This window comes from Cryobacterium sp. Hh7, from assembly GCF_004403155.1.
GTDB lineage: Bacteria > Actinomycetota > Actinomycetes > Actinomycetales > Microbacteriaceae > Cryobacterium > Cryobacterium levicorallinum.
This window is the reverse complement of record NZ_SOHG01000019.1, coordinates 1-24,964: the sequence shown is the minus strand read 5'-3', so window position 1 is coordinate 24,964 and position 24,964 is coordinate 1. Positions and strand designations below refer to the sequence as shown.

At 61.9% G+C, this 24,964-nt stretch carries 22 protein-coding genes; 13 read left to right on the top strand and 9 right to left on the bottom strand.

Annotated elements, in window-relative coordinates; translation table 11 throughout:
• Positions 1-261: 261 nt before the first annotated feature.
• The 3 genes from E3T43_RS07785 to purU all read right to left on the bottom strand — a co-directional run bounded on the left by E3T43_RS07785 (position 262) and on the right by purU (position 6,077).
• Positions 262-2,256, bottom strand: coding sequence for a BCCT family transporter (locus tag E3T43_RS07785; protein WP_134471979.1), 1,995 nt, complete (start codon positions 2,254-2,256; stop codon positions 262-264).
• A gap of 357 nt (positions 2,257-2,613) precedes the next feature.
• Positions 2,614-5,106, bottom strand: coding sequence for an FAD-dependent oxidoreductase (locus E3T43_RS07780; RefSeq protein ID WP_134471978.1), 2,493 nt, complete (start codon positions 5,104-5,106; stop codon positions 2,614-2,616).
• Positions 5,107-5,162: 56 nt separating this feature from the next.
• Complete coding sequence (gene purU / locus E3T43_RS07775; RefSeq protein WP_134471977.1) at positions 5,163-6,077, bottom strand: formyltetrahydrofolate deformylase; 915 nt, start codon at positions 6,075-6,077, stop codon at positions 5,163-5,165.
• A gap of 120 nt (positions 6,078-6,197) precedes the next feature.
• On the opposite strand from purU, the gene E3T43_RS07770 reads away from it, so the two are divergent.
• Positions 6,198-6,887 carry a GntR family transcriptional regulator gene (locus E3T43_RS07770; protein WP_134471976.1) on the top strand — a complete coding sequence of 230 codons (690 nt, stop codon included), beginning with the start codon at positions 6,198-6,200 and terminating at the stop codon, positions 6,885-6,887.
• Between the two features lie 26 nt (positions 6,888-6,913).
• Here the strand turns inward: E3T43_RS07770 and E3T43_RS07765 are convergent, their stop codons facing one another.
• Positions 6,914-7,576 (bottom strand): GntR family transcriptional regulator, encoded by a 663-nt coding sequence (locus E3T43_RS07765; protein ID WP_134471975.1) that lies wholly within the window; start codon positions 7,574-7,576, stop codon positions 6,914-6,916.
• 133 nt (positions 7,577-7,709) lie between these two features.
• Here E3T43_RS07765 and glyA point away from each other — a divergent pair, with 133 nt between their 5' ends.
• Genes glyA through E3T43_RS07735 form a run of 6 tightly spaced genes read left to right on the top strand, consistent with a single transcriptional unit; the run spans position 7,710 to position 15,599 of the window.
• A complete protein-coding gene (gene glyA / locus E3T43_RS07760; RefSeq protein WP_134471974.1) occupies positions 7,710-9,038 on the top strand; it encodes a serine hydroxymethyltransferase in 1,329 nt (442 codons plus the stop codon).
• Positions 9,035-10,255, top strand: a complete 1,221-nt coding sequence (locus E3T43_RS07755; RefSeq protein ID WP_092448680.1) for a sarcosine oxidase subunit beta family protein — start codon at positions 9,035-9,037, stop codon at positions 10,253-10,255. Before glyA ends, E3T43_RS07755 begins: the two co-directional genes overlap by 4 nt.
• A gap of 32 nt (positions 10,256-10,287) precedes the next feature.
• Positions 10,288-10,635 carry a sarcosine oxidase subunit delta gene (locus tag E3T43_RS07750; RefSeq protein WP_134471973.1) on the top strand — a complete coding sequence of 116 codons (348 nt, stop codon included), beginning with the start codon at positions 10,288-10,290 and terminating at the stop codon, positions 10,633-10,635.
• The gene (locus E3T43_RS07745; protein ID WP_134471972.1) at positions 10,632-13,580 is read left to right on the top strand and encodes a 2Fe-2S iron-sulfur cluster-binding protein; all 2,949 of its coding nucleotides are present in this window, start codon (positions 10,632-10,634) and stop codon (positions 13,578-13,580) included. The genes E3T43_RS07750 and E3T43_RS07745 overlap by 4 nt, the downstream gene beginning before the upstream one ends.
• Positions 13,573-14,235 (top strand): sarcosine oxidase subunit gamma, encoded by a 663-nt coding sequence (locus E3T43_RS07740; RefSeq protein ID WP_134471971.1) that lies wholly within the window; start codon positions 13,573-13,575, stop codon positions 14,233-14,235. The genes E3T43_RS07745 and E3T43_RS07740 overlap by 8 nt, the downstream gene beginning before the upstream one ends.
• Positions 14,226-15,599, top strand: a complete 1,374-nt coding sequence (locus E3T43_RS07735) for an L-serine ammonia-lyase (RefSeq protein ID WP_092448676.1) — start codon at positions 14,226-14,228, stop codon at positions 15,597-15,599. Before E3T43_RS07740 ends, E3T43_RS07735 begins: the two co-directional genes overlap by 10 nt.
• An 889-nt stretch (positions 15,600-16,488) precedes the next feature.
• Here E3T43_RS07735 and E3T43_RS07725 read toward each other — a convergent pair.
• The 3 genes from E3T43_RS07725 to E3T43_RS07715 are packed head-to-tail and all read right to left on the bottom strand — an operon-like array spanning position 16,489 to position 17,646.
• Complete coding sequence (locus E3T43_RS07725) at positions 16,489-16,749, bottom strand: Txe/YoeB family addiction module toxin (RefSeq protein ID WP_134471970.1); 261 nt, start codon at positions 16,747-16,749, stop codon at positions 16,489-16,491.
• Positions 16,746-16,949 (bottom strand): type II toxin-antitoxin system Phd/YefM family antitoxin, encoded by a 204-nt coding sequence (locus tag E3T43_RS07720; protein ID WP_304998994.1) that lies wholly within the window; start codon positions 16,947-16,949, stop codon positions 16,746-16,748. The genes E3T43_RS07725 and E3T43_RS07720 overlap by 4 nt, the downstream gene beginning before the upstream one ends.
• Complete coding sequence (locus E3T43_RS07715) at positions 16,930-17,646, bottom strand: GNAT family N-acetyltransferase (RefSeq protein WP_241978869.1); 717 nt, start codon at positions 17,644-17,646, stop codon at positions 16,930-16,932. The genes E3T43_RS07720 and E3T43_RS07715 overlap by 20 nt, the downstream gene beginning before the upstream one ends.
• A gap of 115 nt (positions 17,647-17,761) precedes the next feature.
• Between E3T43_RS07715 and E3T43_RS07710 the strand changes: the two genes are divergently transcribed.
• Entirely contained in the window at positions 17,762-18,112 is a 351-nt protein-coding gene (locus E3T43_RS07710) for a hypothetical protein (protein WP_134471968.1), read from the top strand.
• A 788-nt stretch (positions 18,113-18,900) separates the two neighbouring features.
• Here E3T43_RS07710 and E3T43_RS07705 read toward each other — a convergent pair.
• Entirely contained in the window at positions 18,901-19,305 is a 405-nt protein-coding gene (locus E3T43_RS07705; RefSeq protein ID WP_134471967.1) for a heavy metal-responsive transcriptional regulator, read from the bottom strand.
• Positions 19,306-19,359: 54 nt separating this feature from the next.
• Between E3T43_RS07705 and E3T43_RS07700 the strand changes: the two genes are divergently transcribed.
• Both E3T43_RS07700 and E3T43_RS07695 read left to right on the top strand, forming a co-directional pair.
• On the top strand, positions 19,360-19,659 hold the full coding sequence (locus E3T43_RS07700; protein ID WP_134471966.1) for a thioredoxin family protein: 300 nt from the start codon (positions 19,360-19,362) through the stop codon (positions 19,657-19,659).
• The gene (locus E3T43_RS07695) at positions 19,656-21,017 is read left to right on the top strand and encodes an NAD(P)/FAD-dependent oxidoreductase (RefSeq protein ID WP_134471965.1); all 1,362 of its coding nucleotides are present in this window, start codon (positions 19,656-19,658) and stop codon (positions 21,015-21,017) included. The genes E3T43_RS07700 and E3T43_RS07695 overlap by 4 nt, the downstream gene beginning before the upstream one ends.
• A 212-nt stretch (positions 21,018-21,229) precedes the next feature.
• On the opposite strand, the gene E3T43_RS19565 is transcribed toward E3T43_RS07695, so the two are convergent.
• Positions 21,230-21,784 carry a TetR/AcrR family transcriptional regulator gene (locus tag E3T43_RS19565; RefSeq protein ID WP_092448667.1) on the bottom strand — a complete coding sequence of 185 codons (555 nt, stop codon included), beginning with the start codon at positions 21,782-21,784 and terminating at the stop codon, positions 21,230-21,232.
• 65 nt (positions 21,785-21,849) lie between these two features.
• Between E3T43_RS19565 and E3T43_RS07685 the strand changes: the two genes are divergently transcribed.
• The 3 genes from E3T43_RS07685 to E3T43_RS07675 all read left to right on the top strand — a co-directional run bounded on the left by E3T43_RS07685 (position 21,850) and on the right by E3T43_RS07675 (position 24,517).
• The gene (locus E3T43_RS07685; protein WP_241978868.1) at positions 21,850-22,212 is read left to right on the top strand and encodes a DsrE family protein; all 363 of its coding nucleotides are present in this window, start codon (positions 21,850-21,852) and stop codon (positions 22,210-22,212) included.
• Positions 22,213-22,245: 33 nt separating this feature from the next.
• Positions 22,246-22,539 (top strand): putative quinol monooxygenase, encoded by a 294-nt coding sequence (locus E3T43_RS07680; protein ID WP_134471964.1) that lies wholly within the window; start codon positions 22,246-22,248, stop codon positions 22,537-22,539.
• A 1,036-nt stretch (positions 22,540-23,575) separates the two neighbouring features.
• Entirely contained in the window at positions 23,576-24,517 is a 942-nt protein-coding gene (locus tag E3T43_RS07675; protein WP_134471963.1) for an endonuclease/exonuclease/phosphatase family protein, read from the top strand.
• Positions 24,518-24,964 lie beyond the last annotated feature (447 nt).

Genomic DNA, 24,964 nt, shown 5'->3' with positions numbered 1-24,964 from the left:
TACGAGCCCGGGCGGTTCCCTTGGTCGTGTTGGCAATTGCAGCCGCCATCCAGTTGCAGCTGAACAGTGACTGGATTTGAGCACTCCAACTGGATATCCACGAAATCTTTCCCTTCGCTGCTAATCCGTAGCGTCTGTTGTTGGTCGCGGAGCTGGGACATGTACATACCTTTGCTATTCGTTGGGGGTGGGTGAGGCTCGGCGGCACGGGCCTGAAGAAGCCGCGTGCCGCCGAGGTGGGCTGCTACCTAAGGTGCGCCGCTATTTACCGTCCGGGCCCGGCTGCTGGGGCTCGAAGGTTGGGATGCTCCCCGTGCGAGTGCCCCCCGGGCAGTCCAAGTCGGAGCATTTCTCGGCGCAGTCGTGCTTTGTCACGAGGTCGAACTGCACGCCGCCGTGTTGTTCCACGCCGGTGCGCATTGCTCGCTCTACGACGGATGTGGCCAGGCGACGCCGCAGGAAGAGAGGATCGCGACGCAGGTCCTTGGTGAGAGCGAAGCAGAGCAACACCATGACGATGACGAACGGTAGCGCTGCCACGATGGTTATTCGTTGCAGGCCCGCCAAGGCTTCCGATGGTGCATCGCCGCCGGCCAGCAACATGACCGCAGCCACGGCACCGGTGAGGCAGCCCCAGAAGATGATCACTCCGCGGCGGGGGTGCTCGGCGCCATTGGAGCTGAGCGATCCCATCACGATTGAGGCAGCGTCGGCACCAGTGATAAAGAAGATAGCGACCAAAACCATGGCCAGCACGATAACGGCAGTAGTGGCCCAGTCAGGCATGCTCAGGTTCTTGATCAGGTCGAAGAGTGCTCCGTCGAAGTTGACGGTCGGTGTCCCGTCGACCACGGTGACCAGGCCCGGGGTGTTGGTTCTGTCGGCTTCCTGCTGAATTTGGAAGGCTGCGCCTCCGAAGACGGCAAACCAGATCACGCTGACGACGCTGGGCACCAGAAGCACTCCGGTGACGAGCTGGCGGATGGTGCGACCGCGGCTAATGCGGGCGATGAAGAGACCGACGAACGGGGTCCATGAGATCCACCAGGCCCAGTAGAAGATTGTCCAGCTGCTCATCCAGCTGCGCAGCGACTCATCGCCGACCGCTTCAGTCCGGGACGACATTTCGGCCAGGTCGCGGGCGTACTCGCCAACTGCAGAGGGGATCAAGTTAAGGATGAAAAGAGTGGGGCCCGCGACGAAGACGATCAATGCCAGGACGACGGCCAGGACCATGTTGATGTTGGAAAGCCACTTGATACCGCGGCTGATTCCAGAGACGGCTGAAGCGACGAAGCACAAGGTTAGGACAGCGACAATCGCCACGAGCACGGGGGTGCCGATCTCGCCGAACCAACCGTTGGACGTCATGCCGCTGCCAATCTGCAGGGCACCAAGGCCCAACGATGCAGCGGTTCCAAACAAGGTGGCGAAAATGGCCAGGATGTTGATGAACTTCCCGACTGGCCCTTCGACCGTCCTGACTCCGAAGAGTGACGTGAATGCGACGGAGATCAATTGCCTGCGACCCAGGCGGTACGTCCCGTAGGCAATTGGGATGCCGACAATGGCATACATGGCCCAGGGGTGCAGCGTCCAGTGGAAGATCGAGGTGGCCATGGCAGTCTGGATGGCTTCGGGGGTTCGTCCGTCCACGGTGCCGGGCGGGGGAGAGATATAGTGATAAAGGGGTTCGGCCACGCCGTAGAACATCAGCCCGATGCCCATGCCGGCGGCGAACATCATTGCGATCCAGGAGACAGTGCGGAATTCGGGCCTTTCGCCGTCCTTACCCAGCGGGATGTTGCCGAACTTACCCAGGGCCAGCCACAGGACAAAGATCACGAAGAGCGATGCCACGAGCATGAAGAGCCAGCCGGTGTACTCCATGACCCAATTGAGGGCACCCGTGGAAGTGCTGGACAAACTATCGCGTCCCACAAAGCCCCAGACAACAAAGGCAATGGCGATTGCGCCGGTGATCCCGAAGATGATTTTGTCGAGACTGAGCTTATGGTTGCGGCGATCCGCAACTGCCTGCTCGGTCTGGGCATGACGCAATTCTTCGAGGATTTGCCCGTACTCGGCGTCCGGCACGGCGCGTGCGGGGATTGTGTCTACTTCGCCGGAGACACCAATGATTGCATTACTCTTCTCCCCCCTTCGGGACTCGTCATTACGCGGAGTCTCTGCCACATCATTGTTGGCAGGTAACTCCTCGGGTGTATGGGATTTTAGGTCACTATTAAAAGGCATAAGCGTGTCCTTTGTTCGATGCGGCATAGGCCTGTGGTTACACATGGCCCTTGGGGTCAGATCGGGCAGAAGGTTGAGAGCCTCCTCCAAATCGAAAATTATAATTCGGCCTTTGACGGCTGATATTCCTAAATCACCAGTAAAGATATATCTGAGGCATCGTATTGCAGGCCTGGATGTGTGTCCAGAGATTTCTTCGCGGTCGTGCATCACGGCTGAGTGCTTCAGTCCGGACCGCCAGCAGAGCTTGCTCCCGGCTTACGGCTAAACGGGAAGTCGTGGCCCGGGTTTGCGCACACCGCGCATCGACCCTCAGAGGTGCTGGCACTCCATTTTCATAACGGCCCCGGCGGGGCGTTAGCCGCGCAACCTGGACATCGTGGGGTCGTAGAGCGGATCTGCGGTGACCGTGGCCTGAATGCGCCGGCCGAAGTACTCGATCTCAACAGAGTCCCCGACCGTGACAGCCGCCGGAAGGTACGCGTAGGCGATCGGTTTAGCGACGGTGTAGCCGTAGGCGGCGCTGGTGACGTAGCCGACCGCCTGGTCCTTGTAAAATACCGGTTCCTTGCCCAGGACGATACTCCGGCCGTCGTCGACCGTCAGGCAGCACAGGTTCCGTTCGGAGTTTTCCTCGCTACGGTCTTCCAGCGCTTTTTTTCCGACGAAGGATGCCTTGGTCATCTTCACGGCGAATCCCAGTCCGGCTTCCAGGGGGTCGTGCTCGGTCGTCATGTCCGTGCCCCAGGATCGGTAACCCTTTTCAAGACGCAGCGCACCAAAGGCTGCACGGCCTGCCGCTATGACACCGTGAGGCTGGCCGGCCTTCCAGAGCGCATCCCAGAGGCGCTGACCGTTGTCGGCACTTGTGTAGAGTTCCCAGCCCAGTTCGCCGACGTAGGACAAGCGCATGGCCGTTACGTTGACGCCGCCGATGACTACCTTTTTAGCGCGGAAGTATTTGAGACCTTCATTGCTGAAATCATCGCTGCTGACGGTGCTGATCAGGTCCCGAGCGAGGGGCCCCCAGAGGCCAATGCAGCACGTACCGCCCGTCGTGTCGCGCACCTGTACCCAGTCGCTGGCGCTCCCACTTTCAGTCTGATGGCGGGCTGCCCTTTCAAAGTAGGCAGTGTCGATGTTTCCGTTGGCTCCGAGCTGGAAGGTGTCTTCGCTCAACCGGGCCACGGTGATGTCGCTTCGGATGCCGCCGGCGTCGTCCAGCAGGAGGGTGTAAGTGACTGCACCGGGCTTCTTGGCCAGGTCCGCAGTGGTGAGTTCCTGCAGCAGCTTCAGAGCGCCCGGGCCGGAGACCTCGAGGCGCTTGAGCGGAGTCATGTCGTACATGGCAACTGCCGTGCGGGTCTTCCACGCTTCCGCGGCAGCAATGGGCGAGCTGAACATCCCCGACCACGCGTCGCGAGCTGGCGGCAGCCAGCTGTCCGGCATCTCCTTCAACAGCTCCGCGTTTGCTTCGAACCAGTAGGGGCGTTCCCATCCGCCGCTCTCCAGGAAGAACCCGCCCAACTGCTTGTGGCGCGCGTGGAACGGACTCACGCGGAGGTTGCGGGGGGACAGCTTGGACTGGAGTGGGTGGAGGACGTCGTAGATTTCGACGAAATTCTGCTGTGATGTTTCGCTGACGTATTCCGGGGTTAACTGGACCTCTTCAAAGCGGTGAATATCACAATCACCCAGATCGATCTCCGACCTTCCGGTGGTCAGCAGTTGGGCAACGGCGCGGGCGATACCAGCAGAGTGGGTCACCCACACGGCTTCGGCAACGAAGAAGCCGTCCAACTCCTTGGACTCGCCCACCAGGGATCCGCCGTCGGGGGTGAAGGAGAAAATGCCATTGAAGCCATCCTCTATATTGCTTTCCGAAAGCGCGGGCAGGATCCGCTTGGTGGCCTCCCAGGCCGGAAGGAAGTCATCCACGGTGAAGTCCAGCCGGGAGGGCATGTTGTGTTCGCTGATCGTGGCGGGCTCAAAGGTGCCGAGTTCGTCGAGGTCCACGGGCATTGGGCGGTGGGCGTAGGAACCGATGCCGTAGCGCTCGCCGTGCTCGCGGTAGTACAGGTCCTGGTCCTGGTGTCGCAGGATAGGTAAGGAGGCCCCGTTGGGCAGGCTGTTCTTGCCCTTCAACGCTGGTACCGGAGTGGTCGTGACGTACTGGTGGGCCAAGGGTAGAAGAGGAACGGACATGCCGATCATTTCGCCGATCTTGGCCCCCCAAAAGCCTGCGCAGGAAACCACGATGTCCGCGGGGATAACACCGTCGGACGTCTGGACACCTGTGACGCGCCGGCCGGACTGTTCAATACCCGTGACAGTGGTGTTGCCCAGGTACTGGACGCCCGCGGCTTCCGTGCGCTTGATCAGCAACTGAACGGCGCGGGCGGCGTTGGCCAGGCCGTCGCTGGGCACATGTAGTCCACCGAGGATATCTTCCTCGTTCAGGAGCGGGTAGAGCTCCATGCACTCTTCACGTGAAAGGATTTTTCCGGTAATTCCATACGACGCTGCGTATCCGAGCTTTCGCTTCAGGTCAGCGAGACGGGTCTCGGTGGTGGCGACTTCGAGGCCGCCGACCTGGTTGAAGCAGTTGACGCCGTCTTCGGTCAAGGAGAGCAGCTTCTCCACCGTGTATTTGGCGAAGAGTGCCATGGATTTCGAGGCGTTTGTCTGGAAGACGAGACCGGGGGCGTGGGACGTTGAGCCCCCGGGCATGTGCAGCGGCCCTTGGTCCAGGACAGTGATGTTGTTCCAACCCCGGGTGACGAGTTCATCGGCCAGGTTCGTTCCGACTATTCCAGCTCCGATAATGACAATGCTTGGCGTCGATGCCATGTGGTTTCTCCTCCTGATTTTTGTGTGTCAATACCTGCTGGTTTGGTGGCTTCTACTTACCGGAACACGACGGTGCTGTTCCGATCCAGAAGTACACGGTGTTCGCAGTGCCAGCGCACGGCCCGGGAGAGTGCCAGTGCTTCGGCGTCCCGTCCGACTGTTGAAAGAGCGGTCGGTCCATAGCTGTGGTCGACCCTGATGACTTCCTGTTCGATGATTGGCCCCTCATCGAGTTCCGCAGTGACGTAGTGGGCCGTGGCGCCCACCAGCTTTACGCCACGGTCGTAGGCCTGGTGGTAAGGGCGTGCGCCCTTGAATCCCGGGAGAAAGGAATGGTGGATGTTGATAGCGCGGCCTTCCAGCGAGCGGCAGAGGTCATCGGACAGAACCTGCATGTACCGGGCAAGCACGACGAGGTCGATTTTCTGCTCCTCCACCAGTTCCAGTAGGCGCCGCTCGGCGTCCAATTTGGTCGCGGGGGTCACCGGGAGGTAGATGAAGGGGACGCCGGCGGCCTCAACCATTGCCCGGTGGGTTTCATGATTGGAAACCACAAGGGCAATGTCGCCGTGGAGGCTTCCGCCCCGCCAGCGAAAGAGCAAGTCGTTCAGGCAGTGCCCGAACTTGGACACCATGACCAGGATGCGTTGCTTCGTCTCGTCATGAAAGCTAAATTTCATGTCGAAGCGGGCAGCAATCGATCGGAATTCATCCTCGAGACCGTCCGGGGTGTAGGTAGAAGGGCCCGAGAATGCGGTGCGGAGATGCAGAGTCTCTCGGAGGCCGTCATCGAACTGCTGGTGTTCTTCAATGTTGAAGCCACGCTCGAAGAGGAACGTTGTGACCGCGTGGACGATGCCTGCGCGTTCGACGCACGACAATGTGAGAACGAACTTCTTCGTCTGCTCTTGCCCAAGAACCTCCGATTGAGGCAGTGTGCTGGTAGATGAGTCTGTCGCCATTAGCGTCATGTCTCCGCCCTTATATATATTGGCAGTATTACTACTGATATATCTGATTTGGTGATCAGCGTATACTGGCGACTGAGATAGGTCAATAGCCTTCTTGCTCGATTTGAAAGGGGTCAACGAATGGCGGTTGAAGCTTGGGTGAGTGCTGGTGCTGGTGCTGATGCCGCACGGAGGTCGTTGGCGGATGTAGCCTACGAGCGCGTTCGCGATCGGCTGCTGACTCTGGACATCAAGCCTGGCGATCTACTCAGTGATGGCGAGCTCGCCAAAGACTTGGGCGTCGGGCGCACGCCGGTGCGCGAAGCCTTGAAACGGCTGGAGCTCGATCGCCTCGTTGTGTCCTACCCGCGGAGAGGAACTTTCGCGACCCGCGTGGACGTTACTGACCTTGCGTTCATTTCCGAAATCCGCACGCAGCTGGAACCCCTTGCCGCTTCCCGGGCTGCCCGCGTGGCCACGGTGTCTGCCAGGGAACAGTTGCGGGAGGTCATGCTCGCCGTCGAGGGATTCGACGCGAGCGCAGCGTCCGTCGTCGAAACACTGCGGTTGGACGCCAGCGTGCACCGCGGCATCTATGCGGCGGCCGCCAATCCCCACCTCGAAGATGTCCTGATCCGCTACGACAATCTTGCGACACGAATCTGGTGCATGGTCCTGGATCGCCTGCCCGACCTGTCCCGGCACGTCCATGAGCATGTGGACCTGCTCCGTGCCGTTATCGACGGAGATGAGGCAGGTGCCGCCGAACTCGCGCGGATCCACGTGAGTGGCTTCGAGCAGGCGGTACGCGAAGCTCTTTTCGCTGCCTGAGGCAGGAGCCGCCCACCAGGAACCGTCTAAAGGGCGGTGCGGATGGTCTTCTCGAAGTTGGTCACGTGCTCGAGGGCCAGCCCAGCGGAAAGTTCGCCGTCACCGTCGGCGATGGCCTGGAGCAGCTTGACATGCTCGGTGATGTGCCCGGCCACGGACGGGATTTTGTCGAGCACCAGACACCAGATGCGCGTTGCCAGGTTATCGTACCGGATCAGCACGTCTTCCAGATGCGCATTGCCGGCTGCGGCATAGATCTGCCGGTGTACTTTGATGTCAAAGCGCATCAGGTCATGCTGGTCCGAGTTGCCAGGTTCTGAACAGGCAATATTAGCGGCTAAATCTCGGAATTTTGCGCGCATTGGCGCCGTGGCGTTCCGCGCCGCACGTCGGGCCGCGAGTGGCTCCAGTAATTGGCGGATCTCCGAAATGTCTGCCAACTCGGTGAAGTCGACGCGAGTGGCAAAAGTTCCGCGGCGCGGGTACGAGACGACGAGGTGATCGCTCTCGAGTCGCTTGAGCGCCTCGCGCACGGGGGTGCGCCCAATACCGAGGCTCGCCGCCAGGGCTGAATCGTTGATGGCATCGCCCGGGCGTATCTCCAGCATGATCAGCTGGTCGCGCAGACTGCGGTAGGCATGCTCTGACAACGACAGATCCGGTTCAGCCGCTGCTGTAGTGCTCGTCATGGTTTCTCCTCGGGTCGCTTGCCCCAGAGGAAGTCCTTGACGTCGAACTGGCCGCACTATATTGTTGCACTTAATCTAATATATCAATTGGCTAATAGTTACGTATTAGCGGCGATTTGCAAGGAGCTAACCCATGGCCGATGTGCTCACCGGTACTCTGTCCAGCGTAGATGCCGAGGTCGGCGAGGCCATCACTCGAGAGCTGGCTCGTCAGCAATCGACACTGGAAATGATCGCCTCTGAAAATTTCGCCCCCGCAGCCGTCATGGAAGCACAGGGCTCGGTACTGACCAACAAGTACGCGGAGGGTTACCCGGGCAAGCGCTATTACGGTGGCTGCGAGCACATTGACGTGATTGAACAGCTGGCGATCGACCGAGTGAAGGCACTCTTTGGTGCCGAGGCCGCCAACGTGCAGCCACACTCGGGCGCGCAAGCCAACGCTGCCGCCATGGCGGCGCTCCTAAACCCCGGCGACACCATCCTGGGATTGGACCTGTCCCACGGCGGGCACCTGACGCACGGCATGCGGCTGAATTTCTCCGGCAAGTTGTACAACGCCATTGCCTACCACGTGCGCGAATCAGACATGACCGTGGATATGGCCGAACTGGAAGCGCTCACGTTGGAACACCAACCCAAACTGATCGTGGCCGGGTGGTCCGCATACACCCGACAGCTCGATTTTGCGGAGTTCCGCCGCATCGCAGACCTCGCCGGCGCATATCTGATGGTGGATATGGCGCACTTCGCCGGGCTGGTAGCTGCTGGTCTGCACTCGAACCCGGTTCCGTACGCCGACGTCGTCACCACGACGACACACAAGACCCTGGGTGGCCCTCGGGGCGGGGTGATCCTCAGCCGTGAGTCCCTGGCACGAAAGATCAACAGCGCGGTGTTTCCCGGTCAGCAGGGCGGCCCGTTGGAACACGTCATCGCCGCGAAGGCGGTCGCCTTCAAAATTGCCGCCACGCAAGCTTTCCGCGAGCGCCAGGAACGCACCCTCGAGGGTGCCAAAATCCTCGCCGAACGTCTGCTCGCCCCGGATGTCGCGGAATACGGAATCTCCGTGGTGGGCGGCGGCACGGACGTGCACCTCGTGTTGGTCGACCTACGCAACTCCGCCCTTGACGGCCAGCAAGGCGAGGATCGGCTGCACCGCATTGGCATTACCGTGAACCGTAACGCCGTTCCGTTCGACCCGAGGCCGCCCATGATTTCCTCCGGGCTGCGGATCGGCACACCGGCACTGGCCACCCGCGGATTTGGCCGTGCCGAATTCACCGAGGTCGCTGACATTATCGCGGCCGCCATTTCGGGTGACCTGAGTGAGGATTCCGCGATCCTGTTGCGCGAGCGGGTTCGGAAGCTGACAGAGAAATTTCCGCTGTATCCGCAGCTATCCGCGCCGGTATCGTCCGAAGAACCAATCGTGGCCGTGCTGAGCGGAGTCGCCCAGTGAGTACCCAACAGCTGAAGGAGCACCCGGAGTTCCTGTGGCACAACCCCGATCCCAAGAAGTCGTACGACGCCGTGATCATCGGTGGCGGCGGTCACGGGTTGGCGACGGCGTATTACCTGGCGAAGAATCACGGGATGACGAACATCGCGATCCTGGAGAAGGGCTGGCTGGCGGGCGGGAATATGGCCCGCAATACCACCATCATCCGCTCTAACTACCTGTGGGATGAGAGCGCGGCGATCTACGAGCAATCGCTCAAACTCTGGGAGATCCTGCCGGAAGAGCTCGAATACGACTTTCTCTTCAGCCAGCGTGGCGTCATGAACCTCGCCCATACTCTTGGGGACGTTCGTGAAAGCATCCGTCGGGTCGGCGCCAACCAACTCAACGGGGTCGACGCCGAATGGCTCGACCCGAAGCAGGTGAAGGAACTCTGCCCGATCCTGAACATCAGCGACAACATCCGTTACCCGGTCATGGGTGCCACCTACCAACCCCGGGCCGGCATCGCCAAGCATGATCACGTGGCGTGGGCGTTTGCCCGCAAATGCGACGAGCTGGGGGTCGACATCATCCAGAACTGTGAGGTCACCGGCTTCATCAAAGACGGCGAGCGGGTCACGGGCGTGGAAACCAGCCGTGGCACCATCAGCACCGGCAAAGTGGGACTGTGCGCGGCCGGACACAGTTCGTTGCTCGCCGAAATGGCCGGGTTTCGGCTGCCGATCCAGTCCCACCCGCTGCAGGCGTTGGTGTCCGAGCTGCACGAACCCGTTCACCCGACGGTGGTGATGTCGAATCAGGTACACGTGTATGTCTCCCAGGCCCACAAGGGCGAACTGGTGATGGGGGCCGGAGTCGACTCGTACAACGGCTATGGCCAGCGTGGATCCTTCCACGTCATCGAAGAGCAGATGGCCGCCGCCGTCGAGCTGTTTCCGATCTTCGCCCGGGCCCATGTGCTGCGCACCTGGGGCGGCATCGTCGACACCACAATGGATGCCTCGCCCATCATCGGGACCACACCGGTTGAGAATATGTACGTGAACTGCGGGTGGGGAACCGGCGGCTTCAAGGGAACGCCGGCAGCGGGCCTGACCTTCGCCCACACCATCGCCACCGGGGCCCCGCACGCCCTGAACAAGCCGTTCTCTCTGGAACGTTTCGAAACCGGCGCCCTGATCGACGAGCACGGCGCCGCCGCCGTGGCTCACTAGAAATCGACCCCCCAGAACGTAAGGAGCACGCCATGCTGCTGTTTCCATGCCCCAACTGCGGGCCGCGCAACGAAACCGAATTTCATTATGGGGGACAAGCCCACGTGGCCTACCCCGAGCATCCGGCAGAACTCACCGACCGGGAGTGGGCGGAGTACCTCTTCTACCGCCAGAACACGAAAGGGCTCTTTGCGGAGCGATGGGTGCACAGTGCGGGATGCCGAAAGTGGTTCAATATGCTCCGGGACACCGTGAGCTATGACATCACGGCCGTCTATCGCATTGGCCAGGAGCCGCCAGTCCTGCGGACGTCGCAACCCACGACCGGTCTGGCCACGAGTACTACCCGCCAAGGAACACCGGAAGGAGTCCAGCTATGACCGGTCAGCACACTCAATCCAATCGGCTCAGCCATGGCGGACGAATTGACCGCGGTACGGTTTTCAACTTCACCGTGGACGGCGTCGGGTACGCCGGCCATCCTGGCGACACTCTGGCCTCCGCGCTGCTCGCCGCAGGCCGCGTGTCGGTTGGCAATTCTCTGTATGCGAACCGACCGCGCGGCATCATGTCCGCCGGCGTGGAGGAGTCCAATGCGCTGGTCAAGGTGGCGGGACGATTCCCCGGCCACGTCGCCGAATCTATGCTCCCAGCCACGACCGTGGACTTGGTTGACGGTCTTGAGGCTGAATTCCTGTCCGGTCTGGGTCAGCTCGACCCGAGCGATGACGAAGCGGTGTACGACAAGAAGTATGTTCACACCGACGTTCTGGTGGTCGGCGGCGGTCCAGCCGGGCTGGCAGCGGCACGGGAGGCGGCCCGCACTGGCGCCCGCATAATCCTTATCGACGACCAGCCCGAGCTGGGCGGAACACTGCTTTCCGGCCGTGATGAGCAGGTAGCCGGCGTCGATGCCCTCGAGTGGGTCGCCGACATCAGAGCCGAACTTGCCAGCATCCCCGAGTGCACGATCCTGTGCCGCACCACGGTGTTCGGCTCCTACGACAGCAACTTCCTCATCGCCGTCGAGAACCGTACCGATCATCTGCAGACGGCCCCGGCCGACGGCGTCTCGCACCTGCGCATCTGGCACATCCGTGCGAACCAGGTGGTGCTGGCGACCGGCGCGCACGAACGACCGATCGTCTTCGAAAACAACGACCGCCCCGGCATCATGCTGGCGTCTGCTGCCCGCACGTACCTCAACCGGTACGGTGTGGCAGCGGGCTCCCGCGTCGTGATCGGGACCACAAACGACAGCGCATACCTGCTCGCGTCCGACCTGTGTGCGGTGGGTATAGAGGTGGCAGCGGTAGTCGACGCTCGGCCAGCGCCGTCGGCGCTCGCAGCGCTCGTGACGGCCAAAACGGGCGTACGCGTTCTCTACGGCAGTGCTGTGGTTGACACCGTGGGTGAGCAGCGCCTGGCGCGGGTCTCGGTCGCCCGGATCGACGACGACGGTGCGCCGGTGGGTGGCATTGAGGAATTCGAGGCTGACCTCCTGGCAATCTCCGGCGGTTGGAGCCCCGTGGTACACCTGCACAGTCAGGCCCAGGGCAAGGTGCGTTGGGACCAGGATCTCGTCGGTTTCGTACCGTCGACGGTGGTTCGCGAGCAGCAGGTCGTCGGCGCAGCGCGGGGGAGCTATGCACTGGCCGACTGTATCGCCGAGGGTGTCTCCGCGGGAGCGATTGCCGCTGTCAACGCCGGTTTCTCCACGGGAGCGGCCGTAGCTGCTGCCATCGCCACGTTGGCCCGTCCCGCTCGTCCGGCGCAGCCCGTCGCGCCGACCCGTGCCCTCTGGCTGGTCGGCGGAACCAAAGGGACGACGTCCGACTGGAACCACCACTTCGTCGATTTTCAACGCGACCAAAGCGTGGCCGATGTCTGGCGGTCTACGGGGGCGGGGCTCCGCAGCGTGGAGCACATCAAGCGCTATACCTCTATCAGCACCGCCAATGACCAGGGAAAGACCTCTGGTGTGAACGCGATCGGCGTCATTGCTGCTGCTTTTCGCCGGCAGGGCACCGCCGTTGACGCCGACATCGGCTCGATCGGCACCACGACGTACCGTGCTCCGTTCACGCCAGTGTCGTTCGTGGCCTTGGCCGGTCGAAAGCGCGGGGACCTGTTTGACGCCGCTCGCCGGACGTCCATCCACACCTGGCATGAACAGCGCGGTGCGCTGTTCGAGGACGTCGGCCAGTGGAAACGTCCGTGGTACTACCCGCTTGCGGGCGAGGACATGGACGCTGCCGTGCTGCGCGAATGCGCGGCTGTGCGCGACTCTGTGGGCTACATGGATGCCACGACTCTGGGCAAGATTGAAATCCGCGGCACCGGAGCGGGGGAGTTTCTCAACCGCATTTACACCAATGCCTTCAAGAAGCTCGCGCCCGGCTCTGCCCGTTACGGCGTCATGTGCACCCCCGACGGCATGATCTTCGACGACGGCGTGACGCTTCGACTGGATGACGACCGCTACTTCATGACCACCACAACCGGCGGTGCAGCGAAGGTGCTGGACTGGCTCGAGGAATGGCTGCAGACCGAGTGGCCGGAGCTGGACGTGAGCTGCACGTCAGTGACGGAGCAATGGACCACGATCGCCGTCGTCGGGCCGAAGTCCCGTGCGGTGCTCGGCAAGCTGGCGCCGGGGCTTGATCTGTCTACCGAGGCCTTCCCTTTTATGACGTTCCGCGAAACGGTGCTCGCCTCCGGCGTTGCCGCTCGAATCTGCCGAATCTCCTTTTCCGGCGAGCTGGCTTACGAGATCAACGTTCCCGCCTGGTACGGGCTGCAGACTTGGGAAGACGTGACCGAGGCCGGCGCAGAGTTCACGATCACCCCATACGGTACGGAAACCATGCACGTGTTGCGCGCAGAAAAGGGATACCCGATCGTCGGCCAGGACACCGACGGTACCGTCACCCCGCAGGACGCGGGCATGGAATGGGTGGTGTCCAAGGTCAAGGACTTCATCGGCAAACGCTCATATGAGCGTGCCGGTGTGCGCTCGGAGGGCCGGAAACACCTGGTGAGCGTAATGCCCACGGATGGGACGATCCGGTTGCCGGAAGGTACCCAACTCATCGACGCCGGTGTGCCCATCACCCCCGCAGTCGGACCCGTTCCGATGCAGGGTTTTGTGACGTCGAGTTATCACAGTGCTGCTCTGGGCCGGTCCTTCGGGCTCGCGCTGATCAAGAACGGTCGAGACCGGATCGGGGAACACCTGGTGGCCGTCTTCGGAACAGAGCTCGTGGACGTCGTCGTTGGGGAAACAGTACTTTTTGATGCCGAAGGGAAGCGCCGAGATGGTTAACACGATTGAAAGCACGGATGCTCAAATAACGGATGTCCAGCAAACGCACCTGACGGCGCGTCGCCACAGTCCCGCGGAACATCTTTGGGCGGAATTCGCGAAAACCGCGTCGGCCGAGGCTCGGGTCTCCCTCCGGGAGATCCCCTTCCAAGTCATGGTGGGCATCCGTGTCGACCCGCTCTCCGAGGGTGGTCGCCGCATCGGCGCCGTCACCGGAGGGCTGCCGACCGCGTGTGGGCAGGTGACCACAGGGGTCGCCGGAATGGCCGTGCTGTGGCTGGGTCCGGATGAGTTTCTGCTGGTTGCCGAGGAGGAGGCACTTGACGGCACACTCGCTGCCGAGCTAGTGGCGGCCCTCGGCGATGGAGCCGGACAAACCGTCGATCTCTCCAGCAACCGCACGACGTTCGAACTAGCCGGCCCCTCCGCCCGGGCAGTGTTGGAGAAGAGCTGCGCGGCCGACTTGCATCCCCGCGCCTTCTCGACCGGCGTGGCAATCGCCACCGTGATCGGCAACGTTCCGGTCGTCCTGTGGAAAACTGAGAACGAAACGTTCCGCGCATTCCCTCGGGCATCATTTGCCGACTACCTGGGACGCTGGCTCCTGGACGGGATGCGCGAGTTCACGGTAGCGGAGAGCACGACATGGCATTGAGCGTGTTGGACCTTTTTTCCGTGGGCATCGGGCCCTCGTCCTCCCACACGGTGGGTCCGATGCGCGCGGCGAAACGCTTCGCCGAGGGTCTGGCGCGGGACGGTCTGCTCGACGGAATCGTGCGGGTTCAGGCAGAGCTGTTCGGCTCGCTGGGCGCGACCGGCCGTGGCCATGGCTCGGACAAGGCTGTGGTTCTCGGGCTCCAGGGCCTGGACCCGGAAACCGTGGACACGGCAACGGCCGACGACCAGGTGGCGGCGGCCGCACTCGACGCACGGTTGATGCTGGCCGGTAGGCACGGCATCGACTTCAACTTCACCGAGGACGTGCTCCTACATCGGCGCAAATCATTGCCCGCACACCCGAACGGCATGATCTTTCGGGTCATGAGCCACGATGGTGGCGTGGTGCGGGAGCGCACCTACTACTCCGTCGGTGGAGGCTTCGTCGTGGATGAGGATGCCGTGGGTGCGGATCGTGTGGTTGTGGACGAAACCGTCCTGCCGCATCCGTTTACGACGGCCGATGAACTGCTGGCAATCTGCGCCCGGGAGGGACTCGGCATCTCCGACGTGATGCTGGCCAACGAGCGCACCTGGCACACGGAGATCGAGCTACGCACGAAGCTGCTGAACATTTGGTCCGTCATGCAGACGTGCGTGGCCAACGGATGCGCTGCCGACGGTATTCTGCCTGGTGGCCTGCAGGTCACGCGCCGGGCACCGGGGCTGTTCCGCGCACTGCAGGCGCCGGAGGACACCACCGACCCCCTGCGGGCGATGGAATGGGTGAATCTTTTTGCGCTGGCCGTCAACGAGGAAAATGCGGCCGGTGGGCGGATCGTCACGGCGCCCACCAACGGGGCGGCCGGGATCATCCCAGCCGTGCTGCACTACTACGTGAAGTTCGTCCCGGGGGCCGACGACGACGGTGTCGTGCGTTTCCTGCTGACGGCCGCGGCGATCGGAATCCTGTTCAAGCTCAATGCGTCCATCTCAGGCGCTGAAGTCGGGTGCCAGGGCGAAGTCGGCGCGGCCTGCTCCATGGCCGCCGGCGCCCTTTGCGAAGCGCTGGGAGGAACTCCCATCCAGGCGGAGAACGCTGCGGAAATCGGAATCGAACACAATCTGGGCCTGACCTGCGATCCCGTGGGCGGGCTCGTGCAGATCCCGTGCATCGAGCGCAACGCTATTGCCAGCGTGAAAGCCATCAACGCTGCCCGCCTCGCCCTGCACGGAGACGGCAGCCACAAGGTGTCACTCGACAAAGCGATCAAGACCATGCGGGACACCGGTGCCGACATGATGACCAAGTACAAGGAGACGTCCCGAGGTGGCCTCGCGGTGAACGTGATCGAGTGCTGAAGGAGCATCCAATCCGCCCGGTGCCGATCCCGACGATGACGGGCACCGTGCCGGTATGCTGCACAGCGACTTGAGCGACGCGATGGCGCTCGTCTCGATCGAGGTACATGTACCAGTGCGGTGATCGAGTCGGCTCCGGCGAGGATGCGGTCAGGGCTGGCGCTGATTTGCTGTCGGCTGTCGGCTGTCGGCTGTCGGCCGTGAGGCGAAGGCCATCCCTGTCTGTTTCATATTCGGATGGGCCGTCTCGCGTCATGCCGTCGCGGGTAGCGTTCGGTCAACCGTCGAGGCCACGGAGGTGACACTCGACGGTGCCCGGGCGAATAGTGCGCTCGCCACGGATGAGCGCGAGCCTGTGTTGGGAGCGCGGGCCAGCATCCGCTCTGAAATTGCACGCGCGGAATTTCGCGCCATTGACCACGCATGCCGTCGAAGCGATAGTGGGTCCTGGCCACCGCGTTGAGATCGCCCTCGTCCAAAGACTTGCGCGCGTGCCTGGCGGAAAACCCGCGAACCGTTTCAACGGCATCGGGACCGGTTGAGTTCGCCGAGCGAGGCAGGGGCGAGCCGATTCTCGCCATCTACGGCATCCTCGGCGGGTGGGATCGAGGGCTCGTGGTGGTCGAGTACCTGCGCGTGAACGGGTTCCGAATCATTGTTCCGAGCATGCCTGGGTGTCTGGGAACACCGCTTGCGACGGGGCAGACCTTTGCGCAGCAGGGCTACGCCATGGCAGCGCTGCTCGATGCGCTCGAGATCGATCGCATCATCGTGTTGTCGGGCGAGGCAACTCAGCAACGGGAGAACCGAACCCAGATACCGGCAGCAGTCATTCCGATGGTCGAGCCGTGCCACAGGGAGACCTCTTGCAGGACACGTAGACCTCGGGTCAGTAGCGGTCGCGAGCTTGCAGGATGATGATGTGGTCATCCGTGACGTAGTAGACCAGCCGATTCGTGTCGTCGATGCGGCGGGACCACGCGCCGGCAAGGATGTGCTTGAGGGGCTCAGGTTTGCCTCTCCCCGCGAACGGATCGCTCAACGCGTCGCTGACTAGCTGGTTGATGCGCCTCAGAGTCTTGCGGTCCTGGGTTTGCCAGTAGATGTAGTCGTCCCACCCATTCGGGTCGAAGGCGACAGTCCGACTCACTCGGTTGTCAGGTCGTGCTGCTCGAACTCTCCGCGCCGCACCCGCTCGATCGCCGTGAGCAGCCGCTCGGCATTCGCAGGGTTCCGAAGCAGGTAGGCAGTTTCGGTTATCGCGTCGTAGTCGTCTTTCGACATGATCACCGCGTTTCCGTGCCGGGAGGCGACCTCGACAACGGTGTGGTCATCGTTGACCTGCTGGATGAGCCTTGACGGCGGCTGCGTGCTCGAAGTAATCCTCGACCTGCCAGACCAGCGGATCGCTCGTCGGGGTGACGTTAAACGAACAGCATCCCGGTTCGGCGCGGGTCAGGGCAAGGTGCAGTGGTAGGTGATCCCGGACAGTGTTCGCCTGGTCCTGGGTGTGGCAGACAAGCTGCCCGCTCAGGCACACCGCGCTGTCGAGGAGCTTCTTTTTCATCTTGTAATTGGTCAGCGACACGCCGCCCATCATCGAGTGCTGTTCTACCTCGACGGTGAATCCCTGGCGCTCGAAGAACGGGCGGGCTGTGATGCTGACGTCGGCGATCAGTTCTGTCAGCTGCGCCTGACGCGCGTGGACCTCAACGCGTCCGATCAGTTGTCGTGCTACCCCTTGTCGCTGGTATCGAGGGGCAACGAACAGCATGTCGATATACCCAGCAGGGTTCACATCGGAGAAGCCTGCTGGTGCGCCATCCACGGTGGCCACGTAACTGTTCCGATCCTGCATCGACGCATGCCAGGTGGGCAGATCTCGCGCTTCTGGCCGAGCCCACGCCTGAATCTGCTCCGGCGAGTAGTCGGCGGCAGCGGTCTCGGTCACCGCAGCAAGGAATATTGCCAATGTGTCTGCGGCATCCGCTTGACCATAGGGGCGGATGAAAACGGCTTGCGCATCGGTGCCCTGGTTCAATTCCACAGAACTAGCATCTCATCGTGACTGGCCCGACCGCGCGGCACACACTGTGTCCCGGTAGCCGAACCTGGACGGGGACACAAGTAGTGGCTGTTGCTCAACCGATACTCTGAGGCTCATGCTTCACAGAGTCTTCGTCGACGCCAATGTCTTGCTGAGTCGAACGACGCGTGACTGGCTCTTCCTCATGCTCAACAAGACGCAGCAGTTGTTCCAGCTCCACGCAACGATTGACGTCGTCACCAAAATAGTTCGTGGTCGACGGGGCGTGAAGCCTGAACTCGACGGAAACATCACCCGTCGTATCGACGATGACCTCATCGAGAATTTTGACGAGATTATCGCCGACTTTGACGGGTTCATCGCGTTCCACGGCTCTGATGCCCACGACCGGCACGTCCATGCCGCCGCAACTGCAGCGGCCTCCAATTTCTTGCTCACCAGTAACGGCAGCGACCGGCCGAATTGAGTGCTTTCTTTGCCCGGTACAAGACTTACTGCCTCACACGGGCTTCTGACGTTCGCGTGCGGTGTGACACTGATCAAGCTCTAGTCCCAGGGGATGAACTTGCCTTTAGCTAGTCTGTAGCCTCGCGAACCTGGGTCCGACAGGTCCCACGCTGCTTCCTGGAGCAAGACCGAAAACAGACGGAAGGCCCTTACTCGAAGTGAGACCGGCGCCGGATCGTCTACCGCGGATGAAAGGAGCTCACTGTAGAGCGATGAGAACTCACTAGCGGAAGTCAGGACCGGCGATGGTTCACTGGCGTCCGGCGCTGAAACCGACACGACAGTGAGCGCACGATTGGCGCTAAAGATGGGCGGAGTGAACTCGTCGAGGTAGTAGAAAAGTTCATCAAGGAGTGCAGTGCTCGAGACCGAAGTAGGCATGATCTCTAACCCTAAGCTCGAGAAATGTATGAGGTCACGATGACCCGGTCGCTTGTGCGTACTGTCACTCGGTTCTGATAAGCCTTCTGAAGAGTCCCGTTGTTCCAAATCTGAACCGGCGCTTGGAACAGGTAAGTGGCGTTGGACTTTTGATACGTCGCACTCGACGGAGAACCAAGAGTTTGCCCGATGCACCACTTCGCGAAAGTGTCCCAGCTCTTGCCCGAGGGAGCACCAATTTTGCTGTAGTCCCCCTTGTGTCCCTCGGCCATGTGCCGAAGACAGTCCGCATGGTTCCACGTCTGAATTGCAGCGGTAAATGGCGGTGAATTCGCACCGATTAATGGCGTGAATGAACGTTGTGCGCTAATGGTGAGCTTGGGTGAAGAGGTGACAGACACTGCCCGCTTCGCAATCGCCCGGATCAAGAGGTTGGCTCGCTTCGATGAGGTGGTGCAACTCTGATTCAAGAAGTGCAAGTTCCTGCTGGCGGCGGTGCACATCCGTCAGTTTCGCCGAGAGAAGGTCTAAGACGTGCCCGCACGGCACCTCGCCTGCTTCTCTCACCGTGATGATGCTGCCAATTTCGGACAAGGTTAAACCAGCCGTCTTGGCAGACCGAATGAACTGCAGACGCGAGAGGGCCGCTTCGTTGTACCGCCGGTAACCGTTCCCCGCACGTTCGGCGGGATCCAACAGACCGCGCCGCTCATAAAACCGTATGGTCTGTGCGGTTGCGCCACTCGCGATGGCCAGGTCTCTAATTTGCATAGTCCCATTCCACCACTTGACCTTGCACCATGGTGCAACGTCTACGGTAAGGGCATGGATATTACGTTGCAGTACTTCAATGGGTGCCCGAACTGGAAAATTACCGCTGAGCGGCTAGCGGTGATCGCAGTCGAACGCCCCGGCACCGTCGTGACCCGGCGGTTGGTCGAGAATCTGGAAGACGCAGAGGCAATCAATTTTCGGGGATCCCCGAGCATTCTGGTGGGGGGAACAGACCTTTTTCCGGACCAGTCGGCGTCGGTCGGGATGGCGTGCCGCATTTATAAGACTCCCACGGGATTAGCCGGCGCCCCCACTCTGGAGCAACTGCGCGATGCGATCGCCACAGCATGAGCGACACGTTTGAGGAATACGACCTGTTTGTGATCGGCGCCGGAATGGCCGGCACCACAGCAGCCAATAGGTGCGCTGCACAGGGATGGCGCGTGGGGATCGTTGATGCCCTGCCGTACGGGGGCACGTGTGCGCTGCGCGGGTGTGACCCGAAAAAGATTCTCCGTCGGGGAGCGGAAGTGATCGACGCCGCCCATCTGATGCAGGGCAAAGGCATCAGCGAGAATGAGCTCACGCTGGACTGGGCGGCGCTGATGCGTCACAAGCGCGGTTTCACCGACGGTGTGCCTCAGAGCATGGAAGACGAACTTCTGCGCAACGGTGTGAGCACTTTTCACGGTGCCGCTCACTTCACCGGGCCCCATCACCTCGAAATCAACGGCGTGCGGCACCAGGCGAAGCGGTTTCTCATAGCGACTGGTGCCCGACCGCGCCCCCTCGATTTCCCCGGACACGAGCACCTCATCGATAGCACCGACTTTCTCAACCTCGAGGAGCTTCCCGGCCGGATCGTATTCGTCGGGGGCGGGTTCGTCTCCTTCGAGTTCGCCCACATCGCAGCCCGCGCTGGTGTGGACTGCGTGGTCATCGATCACGGGGCGCGGCCGTTACGCGCGTTCGACCCCGATCTCGTCGATCTGCTCGTGCAGCGCAGTGAGCAAGCCGGCATCCGCGTCAAGCACAGCACCACGGTCAGTGCAGTGGCGCGCACCACCACGGGGCTTCAAGTGAGCGTCGAGCAGCACGGCGTCACGACCGTCGTCGAGACAGATCTGGTGGTGCACGGCGCAGGCCGGGTGCCCAACATCGACGGCCTGAATCTGGCGGCGGCAAACATTGCCTGGGGCCCGAAGGGGATCGATGTGTTCGGACACCTGCAAAGCCGCAGTAATCCGTCGGTCTTCGCCGCCGGCGACGCCGCCGACACTCCCGGAGAACGCCTCACGCCCGTCGCCGTTTTTGAGGGCAAGGTCGCAGCATCCAACATGCTCAAGGGCACGATGACCGTGCCGGACTATGCCGGCGTCCCCACCACAGTGTTCACGATCCCGGAACTGAACCGCGTCGGCATGCTCGAGCACGAAGCCGTGCGTGATGGCCGTGATATCGCTGTGCGCTACAACGACACCAGCAGTTGGTACGCCAATTACCGAGTCGGTGAGACCGTCGCGGCGACGAAGGTCATCATTGATACAGCAACCGATCAGATTCTCGGCGCACATTTGCTCGGCCCCGGCTACTCGGAAGTGATCAACATCTTCGGCCTCGCAATCAAGCTGGGCCTAACCACCCGACAACTAAAATCGGCGACCGCGACCTATCCGTCCGTCGGTTCCGACCTTGGCTCCATGCTCTGACCCAGGTCTCCGCAGACGACCGTCCATGGAGCACCCACGCTCATCAACGCGTGTATGTGGTCTTTGGCGCTACTTGGTGGCGTTCTGAGGTCGCTTCCTCCCAGCGTTGGTCGGGCGCCACCCGGAAGGGCGGGTGCACCGGTCGGGTGTTGAGCTCGAATGCCCGCAACGCAGCTGATGTCTTCATTGATCGCTTCCCTGGAAGCTGAGTTTTAGACGAGTTCTTGTGCCATGGTGCTGGCCTGGCGCACGAGTCCAGCGTCGCGGCCCACTTTAGCGGCCGTGATGGCCGCGTCGTAGAGCAGAAAGAGGCGAGACACCAAGGTGGAGGTTGGGTCCTCGCCGGCGATGGAAGCGAGGTGGGCGCGAACGACTTCACGGTAGTGTTCGGCTACCCGGCGCACGCTGACGCACTCGGGCAGCTCGATCACCGCGTTGGTGAACGGGCAGCCGTGAAAGGTGTGGGATTCGACTGAGACCGCCAGCGCTTCGAACAGGGCAGCCACGCGCTCCGGGCGCGCGCCGAACGGGTCGTCCAGAGAGCGCGAGTGCTGAACCCAGCCGTCCAACTCTTGTTCCAGATAGGCCACGACGAGCGCTTCCTTGCTCGCGAAGTTGTTGTACAGGCTGGCCTTTGCTACTCCTGCGTTGCGAACGACGAGGTCGATTCCGGTCGCGTTGATGCCGCGTTCCTGAAACAGCTGAGCCGCGGATGCCAGCAGGCGTTCCCGGGCGCTGCGTGTCGCAGCGGTAGTCGTGGATCCCATGATTGGACAATACCAGACAGATCGGTATAGTTGATAGTGGCCAGATCGGTCTACCTAGGAGGTACATGTTTATGTCCGAACTCAAGATCGCCGTTGTCATCTACGAGCCCATCGGCTCCGACACCTCACGCGTTTACCGCGGCCTCAAGACCGCCCTTGAATTCAAGGAGGCCGGCGATGAGGTCGTGGTGGTCTTTGACGGCTCCGGCGTTGAGTCTCTCGCCGCCATCTCCGACCCCAAGCACAAGATGAACCCGCTCGCCGTCGCGCTTCAGGACAACATCCTGGGTGCCTGCGGTTTCTGCGTCACCTCCCACGGGGTCTCCGACCCGATCGAGACCGGCGGATGGCCATTACTCACCGACTACAAGGGCGAAGCGAGCACCCGCAACCTGGTCGTTCAGGGCTACCAGATCCTCAGCTTCTAGACGCTACGCTAACCCCAACTGATCGGAGCATCCATGGCACTCACCGTTCTACTCGACCTTCGTCTGAAAGCAGAGGCTGTCGCCAATGCACCGGCCATGCTGAGAGACATCCTCACCGGTACGCGGGCATTTGACGGCTGCCTCGGTGTCGACGTCCTAGTCGATGCCGAAGATCCCTCCCACCTGATCCTGCTGGAGCGATGGGCCTCCGCCGAAGCCGACTCGGCCTACCGTGCCTGGCGTGCCGGCGCGGGTGCGACCGAGCTCGGCTCACTCCTCGTCAGCGCCCCGCAGGTCTCGCAGTTCGAGATCGCCACCGACATCTAAATCACGCCATGCGGCGCAGACCTGAGGTAGACCTCGGTTCTGCGCCGTTATGTGTCGCGTGTCACGGACGTGGAGCCTGCAGGGTGCCGACGCCTGATGCAGGCGCGGGTCCAAGGGCGGAGACCCCGAGCATGCTCACGATTTGTTGGCCTCGTGGCCGTTGCGGCGAGCCTGTAACGGGCAGCGTGCAGGCGGTCAAGGTTTTGTGATGGCCGGCCCTGCTGGCTGGACCACCGCGATCACGTTCCTCGTATGCACTGCCGGTGCATCCGTTGATGGAGTCCTTACCGCCATCGGAAATACGCGTACGCGCCCCTGAGCCGCACCGGGACGCCAGGGCATTCCCGGCTAAGCGTCCCGCAAGACGTTCCCCATTCGGGATGACTGCGACGGTCGATGCCGGCAGGATGACCAGTGCAAACGAGTACTGACCCACGCGACCAGTCCTACGCTCACTGCACTGTTCCTCGTATTGGGCAGCGAGTCCAGGGCGGTCGCGTCCGATCGCGCTGCGCTGCTCGCGGCGATCCCCGACCGCACAGCGCAGCTGGAGGCGACGCTTCGCGCGTCGCTCGGTGCGAAGCGACGTCGGCGGGGCGTGGAGAACGACTTCCGTCCGTTCACTCCGGCATCGCTGGACCGCGTCACGTGCCCGACGCTGATCGTGCACGCGCGCTCGGATAATACGTTGCCACCGTCCAGCGCCGAGCATGCCCATGCGCATATTGTCGGCTCCGAGCTGTATTGGACGGATGGACGGATGGACGGATGGACGGATGGATGGACGGATGGATGGACCGGTCCTCGCGTTCGCTCTCGAGGCCGCCGACACGGCTTCGGAGTACGTCCTGAACTGGCTGCGCAATGCCGGCGCGTGGTGCGCAAGTGCGGTCGCCACCAGTTCGATAAATTACCGTTCCTGGCGGCGGCCGCTACCTTACGTACGTGAGTGGGCGGAGATATGATCTTTTCAGATTTCCATTACTGAGTGCCGTACGGCCCATCCATGTGGGCGGAGCAGTTTGGTTCACAAATCATGACGACAACAATGCCGCCCGACGTGGCGGAAAACCTGATCGCTTTCAGAGCAGCGCTGGCCGCAGTGGTGCCGCCGAAGCACCCCGCCGATCTACTGATCGCGACCTGGAACCTTCGGGCATTGGGGGATCTGACAGCCAAGTGGCACGCCGAACCGGGGGATACTCCCAAGCGGGACTGGTACTCCCTCGCGTGCATCGCTGCGGTCGTGGCCTGCTTTGATGTGATGGCAGTTCAAGAAGTGCGTCGCAACACAACCGCCCTGCAATTTCTGCTCGAGTTGCTCGGAGATGACTGGAGAGTGGTCGTCTCCGACGTCACCGAGGGCGGTCCAGGAAACGGAGAACGGTTGACGTTTCTGTATGACTCGACTCGGGTGCAGCCTTCGGGACTGGTGGGTGAGATCGTGCTGCCAGCACAGGTCGAGGGGCCGGCCGAACAGTTCGCCCGAACGCCGTACGCCGCCAGTTTTGTGCGCGGCTCAGCGGAATTCACCTTGACCACCGTGCACGTCATCTGGGGGGCTGACCCGACTGCGCGGCTGCCGGAGATCACGGCGTTCGCGGAGTGGATGCGTGCCTGGGCGGATCGGACCGACCGATGGAACCAAAACCTTCTCGTGCTGGGCGATTTCAACCTCGACCGCATTGGTGACCCGCTGTTTGAAGCATTTGTATCGACCGGGCTGTGGCCTCCGACCGAGCTGAATGACATCCCACGAACGGTGTTCGACAACGACACCTCGAGGCACTTCTATGACCAGATCGCATGGTTCTCGGACCCAGACGGAAAATCCCTGCTGACCTCCCTGACCTACACCCTGCGGGCGGGTTCGTTCAACTTTCTGCCACACCTGCTCGGTAGCCTGACACGCACCGAGGTCTCCTGGCGGATCTCTGACCACTTTCCGTTGTGGGTTGAATTCCAGCTGGCTCCATGAGCCACCTTCTCTCAGCGTGTGCAAAACCGGGGAGCGAGCTCAGGTATTCCGCGATCAGAATCCTCTCTTTGACGCATCGGCGATCTGGTCCGGTCGGCGCGCCAGGCAACGAGAACGCCGAGGCCCGGCGTCGTATTTGATCGAAGAAGTTGACCAGCCCGGATGCAGCGCCTACATCCGCTTGCACCCGCCTAAATTGGGGGCATGGATCTGCTGGCGAAAGGAAGACCATGAGCATCACCTGCAGCAAAGAAAAAACGCTGCTCAGCAAAAGCAGCAAAGGCGGGCGACGATCTGGAGGCCGCGCGCCGCGCAGCGATATAGCAGGCGACCGGCACGGCCCGACTCACTGGCGAGTAGCGCTTGATGGTAGCGCCAGTCCAGGTAATTGGTAGCAAAGTTCTGACGAGGTGGTAGCGGCCCGGGCTTGGTGCCCGGGCCGCCGTG

Excerpts from the sequence above, each read along its gene's own strand:
- E3T43_RS07785 (WP_134471979.1), bottom strand. The coding sequence starts at position 2,256 with ATGCCTTTTAATAGTGACCTAAAATCCCATACACCCGAGGAGTTACCT.
- E3T43_RS07780 (WP_134471978.1), bottom strand. The coding sequence starts at position 5,106 with ATGGCATCGACGCCAAGCATTGTCATTATCGGAGCTGGAATAGTCGGA.
- purU (WP_134471977.1), bottom strand. The coding sequence starts at position 6,077 with ATGACGCTAATGGCGACAGACTCATCTACCAGCACACTGCCTCAATCG.
- E3T43_RS07770 (WP_134471976.1), top strand. The coding sequence starts at position 6,198 with ATGGCGGTTGAAGCTTGGGTGAGTGCTGGTGCTGGTGCTGATGCCGCA.
- E3T43_RS07765 (WP_134471975.1), bottom strand. The coding sequence starts at position 7,576 with ATGACGAGCACTACAGCAGCGGCTGAACCGGATCTGTCGTTGTCAGAG.
- glyA (WP_134471974.1), top strand. The coding sequence starts at position 7,710 with ATGGCCGATGTGCTCACCGGTACTCTGTCCAGCGTAGATGCCGAGGTC.
- E3T43_RS07750 (WP_134471973.1), top strand. The coding sequence starts at position 10,288 with ATGCTGCTGTTTCCATGCCCCAACTGCGGGCCGCGCAACGAAACCGAA.
- E3T43_RS07745 (WP_134471972.1), top strand. The coding sequence starts at position 10,632 with ATGACCGGTCAGCACACTCAATCCAATCGGCTCAGCCATGGCGGACGA.
- E3T43_RS07740 (WP_134471971.1), top strand. The coding sequence starts at position 13,573 with ATGGTTAACACGATTGAAAGCACGGATGCTCAAATAACGGATGTCCAG.
- E3T43_RS07735 (WP_092448676.1), top strand. The coding sequence starts at position 14,226 with ATGGCATTGAGCGTGTTGGACCTTTTTTCCGTGGGCATCGGGCCCTCG.
- E3T43_RS07710 (WP_134471968.1), top strand. The coding sequence starts at position 17,762 with ATGCTTCACAGAGTCTTCGTCGACGCCAATGTCTTGCTGAGTCGAACG.
- E3T43_RS07705 (WP_134471967.1), bottom strand. The coding sequence starts at position 19,305 with ATGCAAATTAGAGACCTGGCCATCGCGAGTGGCGCAACCGCACAGACC.
- E3T43_RS07700 (WP_134471966.1), top strand. The coding sequence starts at position 19,360 with ATGGATATTACGTTGCAGTACTTCAATGGGTGCCCGAACTGGAAAATT.
- E3T43_RS07695 (WP_134471965.1), top strand. The coding sequence starts at position 19,656 with ATGAGCGACACGTTTGAGGAATACGACCTGTTTGTGATCGGCGCCGGA.
- E3T43_RS19565 (WP_092448667.1), bottom strand. The coding sequence starts at position 21,784 with ATGGGATCCACGACTACCGCTGCGACACGCAGCGCCCGGGAACGCCTG.
- E3T43_RS07685 (WP_241978868.1), top strand. The coding sequence starts at position 21,850 with ATGTTTATGTCCGAACTCAAGATCGCCGTTGTCATCTACGAGCCCATC.
- E3T43_RS07680 (WP_134471964.1), top strand. The coding sequence starts at position 22,246 with ATGGCACTCACCGTTCTACTCGACCTTCGTCTGAAAGCAGAGGCTGTC.
- E3T43_RS07675 (WP_134471963.1), top strand. The coding sequence starts at position 23,576 with ATGACGACAACAATGCCGCCCGACGTGGCGGAAAACCTGATCGCTTTC.